10 protein-coding genes are annotated in these 10809 nt (G+C 62.8%); 7 read left to right on the top strand and 3 right to left on the bottom strand.

From position 1 onward, the window contains the following. Nucleotides 1–104: 104 nt before the first annotated feature. From ACMKFF_RS03315 to ACMKFF_RS03305, 3 genes are read right to left on the bottom strand one after another with little or no spacing between them, the layout of a single operon-like run. Nucleotides 105–965, bottom strand: a complete 861-nt coding sequence (locus ACMKFF_RS03315) for an RluA family pseudouridine synthase (RefSeq protein ID WP_419496026.1) — start codon at nucleotides 963–965, stop codon at nucleotides 105–107. A 2-nt stretch (nucleotides 966–967) separates the two neighbouring features. Beyond that, the gene (locus tag ACMKFF_RS03310) at nucleotides 968–1321 is read right to left on the bottom strand and encodes a cyclic-di-AMP receptor (protein WP_349135335.1); all 354 of its coding nucleotides are present in this window, start codon (nucleotides 1319–1321) and stop codon (nucleotides 968–970) included. A gap of 24 nt (nucleotides 1322–1345) precedes the next feature. Continuing rightward, a complete protein-coding gene (locus tag ACMKFF_RS03305; protein WP_367927785.1) occupies nucleotides 1346–2167 on the bottom strand; it encodes a TrmH family RNA methyltransferase in 822 nt (273 codons plus the stop codon). 788 nt (nucleotides 2168–2955) lie between these two features. Between ACMKFF_RS03305 and ACMKFF_RS03300 the strand changes: the two genes are divergently transcribed. The 7 genes from ACMKFF_RS03300 to ACMKFF_RS03270 all read left to right on the top strand — a co-directional run bounded on the left by ACMKFF_RS03300 (nucleotide 2956) and on the right by ACMKFF_RS03270 (nucleotide 10671). Next, the gene (locus tag ACMKFF_RS03300; RefSeq protein WP_419496025.1) at nucleotides 2956–3774 is read left to right on the top strand and encodes a transporter substrate-binding domain-containing protein; all 819 of its coding nucleotides are present in this window, start codon (nucleotides 2956–2958) and stop codon (nucleotides 3772–3774) included. Nucleotides 3775–4097: 323 nt separating this feature from the next. Beyond that, nucleotides 4098–4781, top strand: coding sequence for a response regulator transcription factor (locus ACMKFF_RS03295; RefSeq protein WP_367926861.1), 684 nt, complete (start codon nucleotides 4098–4100; stop codon nucleotides 4779–4781). Between the two features lie 3 nt (nucleotides 4782–4784). Then, nucleotides 4785–6209 (top strand): sensor histidine kinase, encoded by a 1425-nt coding sequence (locus tag ACMKFF_RS03290; protein WP_419496024.1) that lies wholly within the window; start codon nucleotides 4785–4787, stop codon nucleotides 6207–6209. Nucleotides 6210–6252: 43 nt separating this feature from the next. Next, nucleotides 6253–7536 carry a S1C family serine protease gene (locus ACMKFF_RS03285; protein WP_419496027.1) on the top strand — a complete coding sequence of 428 codons (1284 nt, stop codon included), beginning with the start codon at nucleotides 6253–6255 and terminating at the stop codon, nucleotides 7534–7536. Nucleotides 7537–8191: 655 nt separating this feature from the next. Further along, on the top strand, nucleotides 8192–8440 hold the full coding sequence (locus ACMKFF_RS03280) for an AbrB/MazE/SpoVT family DNA-binding domain-containing protein (protein ID WP_349134422.1): 249 nt from the start codon (nucleotides 8192–8194) through the stop codon (nucleotides 8438–8440). After that, on the top strand, nucleotides 8437–9729 hold the full coding sequence (locus ACMKFF_RS03275) for an aminotransferase class I/II-fold pyridoxal phosphate-dependent enzyme (protein ID WP_349134423.1): 1293 nt from the start codon (nucleotides 8437–8439) through the stop codon (nucleotides 9727–9729). Before ACMKFF_RS03280 ends, ACMKFF_RS03275 begins: the two co-directional genes overlap by 4 nt. A gap of 21 nt (nucleotides 9730–9750) precedes the next feature. Next, nucleotides 9751–10671, top strand: coding sequence for an EamA family transporter (locus ACMKFF_RS03270; RefSeq protein WP_419496023.1), 921 nt, complete (start codon nucleotides 9751–9753; stop codon nucleotides 10669–10671). Nucleotides 10672–10809 lie beyond the last annotated feature (138 nt).

The raw sequence follows: 10809 nt of genomic DNA, 5'->3' as shown, positions 1-10809 counted from the left end.
GGGTTATTGAATGCGAAAGGACACCCTGACGGTTTCCTTTCCCTCTTTTCTTCCCTCCGAAACTTTCGGCTGAGCAGGTTTTTCGGCAGTCTGTTCGTCCCTTATTATACAACCATGCCGCCCGGAAAATCAAGCGAAACGTCCTGTTTCGACCGGATTTCCAGCCATTTTTTCAAAAACGGGTGGAAGAAGCGGATGGAAACGGCGCAAAGCTGCTGTCCCGGCCCGCCGGACTCCGCCCCGCCGTACTGCGGGTCGCCGAGGATCGGGCAGCCAAGCCACGCGCAGTGCACGCGCAGCTGGTGCGTCCGGCCGGTTAGCGGCTGCAGCTCGAGCAGGGAAACGCCGTGCTCCGTCCGCAGGGTCCGGTAGGCCGAGCGGGCAGGCTGACCGTCTGCGCGCACGCAGCGCAGCAGGCTCTCCGGAGACAGACGCGCGATGGGCACGTCGATCATGCCCTCCGGCGGCTGCGGCACGCCGCGCACGGCGGCATGATAGGTCTTGTGCTTCTCCGCTGCAATGAGCAGCGCGTGGGCGTGGGCGTTCTTTGCCAGCAGCACCACGCCGAACGTGTCGCGGTCGAGCCTGCTGACCGGGTGGACGGCGCAGGCCTGCCCGGTCCTGTCATAATAGCCGAGCAGGCGGTTGGCCAGCGTGCCGGTCTGGCGGGAAAACGACGGATGCACGAGCATTCCCTGCGGCTTGTCGACCGCAAGCAGGGCCTCATCCTCATAGAGGATGGAAAGCGGCCCGTCCTCCGCGGGGTAGTCCGGCCGCGGCTCGTCGAGGCACACGCGCACGACATCTCCGGGGCGGACAAGCCGGTCCGTATGGGCAGGCTCGCCGTTGACGGTGTAGGCGCCGCAGGATTTCAGCCGCCGCACGAGCGTGGACGAAAGCTGCAGCTCCCGCCGCAGGATCGACAGCAGGCGCGTCTCCCGGTCCACCGTGCAGCGAAGCTCCACGCTCAGTAGCGCGCGCTCTGCGCGACGTCCAGCACGAACAGCACAACGCCGCCGCAGCGCGTCGGGATCTCCAGCGGCGCGGTGGAAAGCGGGATCGGCGGCATGTTCGGCGAGAGCACCGGCGCTTCATAGCGCATTTCCGTGCGCTCGCCGTGCTTCTTCAGGATGGCCAGCGCCTCGTCCAGGCGGGCGCTCTCCAACCCGATCATCAGCGTGACGCTGCGCTTTTTCAGGAAACCGCCGCTTGAGTTGAGCACCGTGGCATAAAAGCCGTGCTCGTTGAGCGAATGGACGGCGTCGTGATAGTCGTCGCCCTGCAGGATGGCCAGGATCATCTTATCATACTGTTGCATCATGGAAACCTCCTTTTCGATGCGGGGCTATTGCAGCCCAAGCTGGTAAAACGCGACTGCGCTTGCCGCAGCCACATTCAAAGAATCCACCCCATGGGACATGGGGATGCGGACCGTGTAATCGCAGGCGTCGATTGTTGCCTGCGCAAGGCCGTCGCCCTCTGTGCCGAGGACGATGGCAAGGCGCTCCTCCGCCAGCAGGCGCGGGTCGTTCAGGGGAACGGAATCGTCGCGCAGCGCCATGGCCACCGTGCGGAAGCCCTGCGCGCGCAGCCAGCCCATCGAGGGCTCCGGCCACCCGTCTGGGAGATACGTCCACGGGATCTGGAACACCGTGCCCATGCTCACGCGGACGGCGCGGCGGTAGAGGGGATCGCTCCCGGCCTCCGTCAGCAGGACGGCGTCCATATTGAGCGCGGCGGCGGAGCGGAAGATCGCGCCGAGATTCGTCGGGTTCATCACGTTTTCAAGCACGACGACCCGCCGGGCAGCCCGGCACAGGGCCGCGGCCTCCGGCAGGGCCGGGCGGCGCATGGCGCACAGCATGCCGCGCGTGAGATGGAAGCCCGTCAGCTGCGTGAGCACGGCGTCCTCCGCTGTGAAAACAGGCACGTCCGCACCGAGCCGGGCCAGAATTTCCCGTGCGGCGGCGGAAACGTGGCTGCCGTCCATCAGGGCGGACACGGGCACACAGCCCGCGTCGAGCGCGCGTCCGATGACGAGGGGGCTCTCCGCGATGAACAGGGCCTGCGACGGGTCCTGCCGGCTGCGGAGCTGCACCTCGGACAGGCGGGCGTAGACATCCAGCTCCGGGGCGGAAAATTCGGTGATCTCGATCAGATTCGGCATGCCGGTATTCTCTCCATTTTTGGGATACCATATTATAGCACATTGCGCGCAGCGATGCAAGAAGCGGACAGGGCGCGGAGCAACTGGATAACGGAAAACAGAAAGCGGAACGTTATCACTAGGCCGCCGGGCGAGCGTTGTAGGGGAGCGGACAGCCGGGCCCGGCGGCGCACCTACAGCCCGTACTGGCCGCCGTTAAAATGGCAAGCACCTTTTGTCATTGCGAGGAGCGAAGCGACGTGGCGCCCTGAGCGCGAAGCGCGAGGAAGTGCCCTTGGGGTGCAATCTCGCAGCGCCCGACTGAATTGTGGGAAAGCGATCGGCGAAATCGTGAGTGCCTTCCCGAGATTGCCACGTCGGCCGTTGGCCTCCTCGCAATGACAATTCGGGGGCATCCTCGTTTTATCGGCAGCCTGCTGATTACGCCGGTGCGTCATGGGGCGTCGAGGACGCCGCCCCCTACAAGGTGTGTGCGGTCGGCGATCGTGCCACCAAACCCGGGGCCTGCATGGCGCTCGCTGAGCGCCGCTACAGGTCCCGTCGGAGGCCATCGCCGTTTTGACGGTGGCCTGTGCGAATCGGCAGTATAACGCCGGGAGGGGCATGCCCCTCCCCTACAACATATACTGACATTTTTCCTGTTTTCACTTCGTTTTTCCCGCTCCCATTTGTGCATTCCGCCGAATCGCGGCCGAAACGATAATTTCCTATTGCTTTATCACGCTAATGTGCTATTATATTAGCGTATTAAATTTCCGGCACAGCCTGCCGACATGGAGGAATTCATTATGAACCGTTTTTCCAAATTTGCCGCTTCCGCGCTTGCGCTCTCCCTCGTTCCCGCCATGCTGATGGGCTGCGGGAAAAAAGAGACGGCCGCCAGCTCCGATCTCGAATACATCAAGCAGAAAGGCACGCTCGTCGTCGGCATCACCGACTTCGCCCCGATGGACTATCAGGACGCCGACGGCAGCTGGATCGGCTTTGACGCCGATCTCGCAAAGGCCTTTGCCGAGTCTCTCGGCGTGGAGGTCCAGTTCCAGACCATCGAGTGGGACAACAAGGTCATGGAGCTGGACGGCAAGACCATCGACGTCGTCTGGAACGGCATGACGCTGACGGACGAGGTCACATCCTCCATGGCGTGCTCGAATGCCTACTGCAACAACGCGCAGGTCGTCATTCTTCCGGCAGACAAGGCCGCGGATTACGGCACGGTCGACTCGCTGTGCGGGCTGCGCTTCGCCGTGGAATCCGGCTCGGCCGGTATGGCGCAGGCCGAGGAAAAGGGCCTGACGTATACGGACGTCGTCGATCAGGCCACGGCCCTGCTGGAGGTCAAGTCCGGTACGGCGGACGCCGCCATCATCGACTCGCTCATGGCGGGCGCAATGGTCGGCGAGGGCACGAACTACGCCGATCTGGCCATCGGCCCGGTGCTGAACGCCGAGACCGGCGAGCAGTACGGCGTCGGCTTCCGCAAGGGCTCGGACGCCGCTGCGGCACTGAACGAATTCTTCCGGCAGCAGTGGGAAAGCGGCGCGCTGCAGGCGCTGGCCGAGCAGTACGGCGTGCAGGCCGCGCTGATCGAGCAGAAGGAATTCTAAGGAACCTCTGAATAAATCGACTGCGGCGCTCAGCGGGCCTTTTGCCCCAACTTATCGGTTTGAAAATCTTGAAATATTGCGCAGCCGTTGGCGGCTTTGCCGCCTTACGGATGCGGCATGCCCCTTGCGGGTACACAAAGTATTCCTGCAATTTCCAAACCTCAATTTGGAACAAAATCCCTCGCTGACCGCTCTTGCAATTTAATCAGAGGTTCCTTAACAAAATGTTCAAGCAAATCGGTGAAAGTGGGATATAATGTAGGTAAAAACGCGACGTGGGGGACGCTTTCTGCCTGCACGCCGGGAGAGAGGGACATATACTTATGGCGAAAACGGTTTTGATCGTGGAGGACGACCGCAACATTGCGGATCTTCTGCGCCTGTATCTGGAAAAAGAGGGCTATACGGTCGTCATCGCGCCGGACGGCATGCGCGGTGTGGAGCAGTTCCGCACCGTCCATCCGAGCCTTGTGCTGCTGGACGTGATGCTGCCGGGGCTGGACGGCTGGGGCGTCTGCCGCGCCATCCGCGCCGAGTCGCAGACGCCGATCATCATGCTCACCGCAAAGAGCGAGACGGAGGATAAGGTCAACGGCCTGAAGCAGGGCGCGGACGATTACATCACAAAGCCTTTCGAGATGAAGGAGGTGCTCGCCCGCATCGAGGCCGTGCTGCGCCGCAGCGGCATCGAGCCGGAGAAGAGCCGCCGCCGTCTGGAATTCGACAAGCTCGTCATCGACATGGACGCCTTTGAGCTGACGGTCGACGGGAAAAAGGTCCCGACGCCGCCGAAGGAGATGGAGCTGCTGTACCATCTGGCCTCAACGCCGAACCGCGTCTATACGCGCAATCAGCTGCTCGACGAGGTCTGGGGCTTTGACTACTTCGGTGACACGCGCACGGTCGACGTGCACATCAAGCGCCTGCGCGAGAAGCTCGAGGGCGTTTCGGATCAGTGGGACCTGAAAACGGTCTGGAGCGTCGGCTACAAGTTCGAGGTGAAGTAAGCCATGCGCACGACATTTCGCCGTCAGGTCACGCTGATCGTCAGTCTGCTGCTGGCGGCGACCATCCTGCTGGGCGTGTCCTTCTGGGGCCTGTTCACGCACTATGTCATCCGGGAGCGTGAAAGCTCCCTGCGCGGAACGGCGCAGTCCGTCGTGTGGCTCACGCAGACGAGCGCCGTCTCGGATGACGTGACGACGAGCTGGGACTTCCTGCGGACGCTTTCCGTCACCTCGTCCGCCTCCGGCAACGACATCCTGCTTTGCGATGCAGGCGGCAAGGTCGTGCTGTGCGCGCAGGACATTCAGGGCTGCTCGCACATCGGCTATCAGCTCCCGGCCGACAAGGTCGAGGCGCTGTTCAACGGCGAAAGCCCCGATCTGAATGATGAGGCGGCTGAAATCTACGGCCAGAAGCGCGTGGCCGTGGCGCTGGCCAGGACATCGTCCGACGGCGACCGGCAGGGCATCGTGCTTGTGTCTGTGGAGCGCGAGACGATCTCCGAGGTGACGTCCGGCGCACTGAAGATCTTCATGCTCACGGCGCTGGCCGTGTTTGCCGTGGCTCTGCTCGCAACGCCGTTCCTCACAAACCGCGAGACGAAGCCGATTCAGGACATGGCCGCCGCAGCGCGCCAGATTGCCCACGGCAATCTGAATGTCCGCGTTTCGACGAACTGCCAGACCGAGGAGATGGAGGAGCTGGCTGTTGCCTTCAACAATATGGCGGCCGCCATGCAGAATGCCGACACCGCGCGTCAGGAATTCGTGGCCAATGTCAGCCATGAGCTGAAAACGCCGATGACAACCATCGCGGGCTATCTGGACGGCATGCTCGACGGCACGATCCCGCAGCCGGAGCAGCGGCACTATATGGAGCTGGTCTCCACGGAGGTGCGGCGGCTGTCGCGGCTCGTGCGCAACATGCTGGAGATTTCCCGCCTGAAGGATCAGGGCATCCCGGCCGATAAGCTGGCGGACTTCGACCTCTGCGAGGCGGCGGGGCAGGCGCTTTTGAGCTTTGAGCAGCGCATCAACCGCAAGCACCTGAATGTCGATGTAGATATGCCGGAGCTCGGCGTGACTGTGCGGGCCATGCCGGACGCCGTAACGCAGGTGCTCTATAACCTCATCGACAACGCCGTGAAGTTCATCGATGACGGCGGCACGCTCTTCATCCGCGTGGAGCGCAGCGGGAATAAGGCCGTCACCACGGTCGGCAATACCGGCCCGACCATTGCGCCGGAGGAGCTGCCGCTCATCTTCGATCGCTTCCATAAGACGGACAAGAGCCGCTCGACCGACCGCGACGGCGTCGGCCTCGGCCTGTACATCGTCAAGACCATCGTGCTGGCACACGGAGAGGATATCTATGTGACGAGCCGCGACGGCAAGACGGAATTTACGTTTACCCTGCCGCTGGTCCTCTGACCGGCGAGACGAAACCCCGAAAGGAGGGCGTGTTGTGGATAAAATGACTCCCATGGATCCGGAGTATCAGGAGACCCCGCCGGAATGGCAGCCCGGCACGCCGGGGTATTACGGAACGGGCCGCCTGCCAAAGCCGCCGCGCTCGCATACCGGCCTGATCGTCGTGCTGCTGTGCGTGATGATCGTGGCGAACGTCATCACGGTGCTGATGCTCCTGACGCTGCGCATGCGTGCCGTGCAGAAGAACACGACCGTCGGCGCGGAGACGGAGACCGGCGTCACGCCGACGCTGACTGCGCCCTCCGGCCACAGCGTCGAGCCGACGGAGCCGCGCACGAACGGCACGGGCACGCTGCAGATCAGCGCCGAGGACACGCAGACGCGCTCCGCCGGAGAGATCTACACGGCGATGCGGCCGAGCCTTGCGCTGGTGGATGCGGACGGAAACGGCGGCACGGCCATCGTCATGACGGCGGACGGCTACCTTATCACGAACGCGCACACCGTTTCCGGCGCGGAGAGCATCACGGTGCAGCTCAGCGACGGCACGGAATATGCGGCGGCCCTGTCCGGCATGGACGAGAGCAGTGACCTGGCCGTTCTGAAGATCGAGCCGGAGACGGCACTGCAGCCCGCGGAGTTCGGCGATTCTGCCGGGGCTGCAGCGGGCGACACCGTCTATGTGTTCTCCCATCCGTACGGTGCGGCGTTTGACAACGCCACCATGACGGACGGCAGCATTGCCGCCGTGCAGAGCGGCGTGCGCATCGGCGCGGAGACGCTCAACGTGTTCCAGACGGATGCCGCGCCGGACAGCGGCAGCGCAGGCGGACCGCTCGTGAACGAGGCCGGGCAGGTCATCGGCATCTGCATCGACCATGTCGGCTCGTATGTGTCCTACCAGACCGTGCCGGAGTTGGGCTTTGCCATCCCGATCAGCGAGGCGAAGACCATTCTCGACGATCTGATCGTCAACGGCTATGTCAGCGGGCGCGTTTCGCTCGGACTGACGGTCTCGGAGATCCCGGAGACCTACCGGCGCTTCTGGGGCCTGCCGAGCGGCGTCGTCATCGAGTCGGTCACGGCGGGCAGCAACGCCTACTATGCGGGCCTGCACGCGGGCGACGTGATCTGCCAGCTGGGCGACAGTGCCGTCACGAACCTCAACGACTACCGCAGCATTCTCAGCGCCTGCCATGTCGGCGAAGAGCTGCGCGTATATATCTACCGTGACGGGCGGCAGTATTACACGGATGTCACGCTGACCGGAAAGGGCGAAAGCCCATCCGAGATTGCGACGGAGCAGATGCAGAACGAAACGGAATAAACGGAATATGGTTCGGCCGGCCGGCGGGAAGCTCCCCCGGCCGGCCGTTTTATGCGTTGGCAATTGTGGGGGAGCGGACAGCCGGGCCCGGCGCAATGCTGCCGATACGAACCGGCTGCCGATAAAACGGCAGGCACCGATTGCGTCTGTAGCGGCGCTCACTGCGCAGCCGTTGGCGGCTTTGCCGCCTTACGGATGCGGCGTGCCCCTTGCGGGTTGGGAGCGCCTTTGGCAGTAGCAGGTATTGGGACGGTGATTCGGCGGCGTAAGACAAACAGGTTTGTCATTGCGAGGAGGGCGAAAGCCCGACGTGGCAATCTCGCAGTACCCATCCGGAGCACAGGAAAGCCATCGGCGAAATCGCAGGCTGTTGCAGGAGATTGCCACGGCCCCGATGGGGCCTCGCAATGACAAATCAGGTGACCTCGCGCCATAGAAGCAATGCAGCGTATACTGCCAGCCTGTATGGCGCTCACTGAGCGCCGCTACAGACGCAATTGGTTTGTACGTTTTATCGCTGCCCTGTACGAACTGGCAGTGCCTTACTGAAATGACAAATCCGGTGGCCTGCGCCGATTTCCCATTGACAAACGGCAAAGCAGCCGCTACAATAGCGTTCGTACAAGTATGAAAAATATGATTTTGGAGGGATTCGATGGCAGGAGGCAAGCATTTGCTCGGCATGCCGCGCGGGCGGCACGTTTTCGGAACGGTCAAGGTCGGCGAACGCGGCCAGATCGTGATCCCCAAGGAGGCCCGCGAGCTGTTCGGCATCCGGCCGGGCGACACGCTGCTCGTGCTCGGCGATGAGAAAAACGGACTGCTTGTGACGCCGCCGGACGTGATGCACGACGTGGCGCGGCAGATCTTTCAAAATCTGGAGGAAGAGGAGAATCAGAAATGAACGCAGAAGAGATCTATCGTCCGCTCGGTGTCTCGCCGCAGGTGTGTGCCTTCGGCGAGCGGGTGCTGGACGGACTGCGGGAGCGCTTTGCGGCCGTAGACCGCATCGCAGAGGCCAATCAGGCCAAGGTGCTTGCCGCCATGCAGAAAAATCGCGTCAGCGCGGCCTGCTTTGCCGCCACGACGGGCTATGGCTATGACGACGTCGGCCGCGACAAGCTCGAGCGCGTCTATGCCGACACGTTCCACACCGAGGCCGCGCTCGTGCGCCCGCAGATCACCTGCGGCACGCATGCCCTGACTGTGGCCCTGTCCGCGAACCTGCTGCCGGGTGACGAGCTGCTTTCGCCGGTCGGCGCGCCGTATGACACGCTCGAGGAGGTCATCGGCATCCGCCCGTCGCCCTGTTCGCTGCGGGAATACGGCGTGAGCTACCGGCAGGCGGACCTGAAGCCGGACGGCACGTTCGACTATGAGGCCATCCGTGCCTGTGTGAACGAAAAGACAAAGCTGGCCACCATCCAGCGCAGCAAGGGCTATGCGACCCGCCCGACGTTCTCCGTGCAGCAGATCGGCGAGCTTATCGCCTTCCTGAAGTCCCTGAAGCCGGATATCATCTGCATGGTGGACAACTGCTACGGCGAATTCGTCGAGCCGATCGAGCCGAGCGACGTCGGTGCGGACATGATCGTCGGCAGCCTCATCAAGAACCCCGGCGGCGGCCTTGCTCCCATCGGCGGCTATATCTGCGGCCGGACGGACCTTGTCGAGCGCTGCGCCTACCGCCTCTCTGCGCCCGGCCTTGGGCAGGAGGTCGGTGCGAACCTCGGCCTGCTGCCGTCGCTGTATCAGGGCTTCTTCCTTGCCCCGACCGTTGTCGCGTCTGCGCTCAAGGGCGCGATCTTCGCGGCCAATCTCTATGAGCGCCTTGGCTTCCGCGTCGTTCCGAACGGCTCGGAGTCCCGCCACGACATCATTCAGGCCGTGGAGCTCGGCTCACGCGAGGGCATGATCGCCTTCTGCAAGGGCATCCAGTCCGCTGCGCCGGTCGACAGCTTTGCCGATCCCATGCCGTGGGATATGCCCGGCTATGAGGACGAGGTCATCATGGCGGCAGGCGCGTTCGTGCAGGGCTCGTCCATTGAGCTCTCGGCCGATGGCCCGATCCGCCCGCCCTATGCCGTCTATTTTCAGGGCGGCCTGACATGGTATCATGCCAAGCTCGGCATCCTGCTGTCCCTGCAGAACATGGCAGACGCCGGTCTGGCCACGCTGCCGGAAGTACAATAAATAATCTGGAGGTATCATCCCTTGAACTGGTTCTGGTTTGCACTCATCGCGCTCATCTGCTGGAGCGGCTCCGATCTGTTTTCCAAGATCGGCTGCTGCGGCGAAAAGGATAAGACGGCCCATCTGAAAATGGTCGTCGCCGTCGGCCTCGTTATGGGCCTGCATGCGGCCTATATGATCGTGTTCCATCACGTCTCCGTCACCTGGGACGTCGTCTGGACATACCTGCCCGTCTCCCTGCTCTATATCCTCTCCATGACGCTCGGCTATGTCGGCCTGCGCTACATCGAGCTTTCCATCTCGTCTCCGATCTGCAACAGCTCCGGTGCGCTCGTCGCCGTGCTGTGCCTGTGCACCGGTGCGCTGTCCGATTATAACGGCCCGCAGAAGGCGGTCATCCTGTGCGCCGTCGGTCTGGTGTGCCTCGGCGTTGTCGGCCTCGGCGTCGTGGAGGCGCGCGAGGACGATGACCTGCGCCGCCGCCGTCAGGAGCATGCAAACCGCAAGTATGCCAAGAGCTGGCTCGCCATCTGCCTGCCCGTGGCCTACTGCCTGCTTGACGCCGCCGGGACGTTTGCCGACAGTCTCGTGCTCGAACGCCTGAACGAGGACTCCGCGAACGTCGCCTATGAGCTGACGTTCCTGGCCGCCGGCATCGGCTGCCTTGTCTATCTGCTGGTCCGCCGCGAGAAGTTCACGTTCAAGGCGGAGCTGCCCAAGTATGTCGGCGCTGCCTGCGAGACCGTCGGCCAGCTGTTCTACATCTATGCGCTGGCCGATGAGGAGCACGTTATGATGTCTGCACCGATCATCTCGGCCTACTGCGTAGCCTCCGTGCTGTGGAGCCGCCTGTTCCTGAAGGAAAAGCTCTCATGGAAGCATTATCTTATGATCGGGTTCGTTGTTGCGGGCATCGTCATTCTGGGCATTTACGACATTTAGGGAACCTCTGATTCAATTGCAAGAGCGGTCAGCGAGGGATTTTGTTCCAAATTGAGGTTTGGAAATTGCAGGAATACTTTGTGTACCCGCAAGGGGCATGCCGCATCCGTAAGGCGGCAAAGCCGCCAACGGCTGCGC

This window comes from Faecousia sp., from assembly GCF_048519415.1.
Classification (GTDB): domain Bacteria; phylum Bacillota; class Clostridia; order Oscillospirales; family Oscillospiraceae; genus JAZOXB01.
This window is presented reverse-complemented; position numbering and strand designations above follow the sequence as displayed.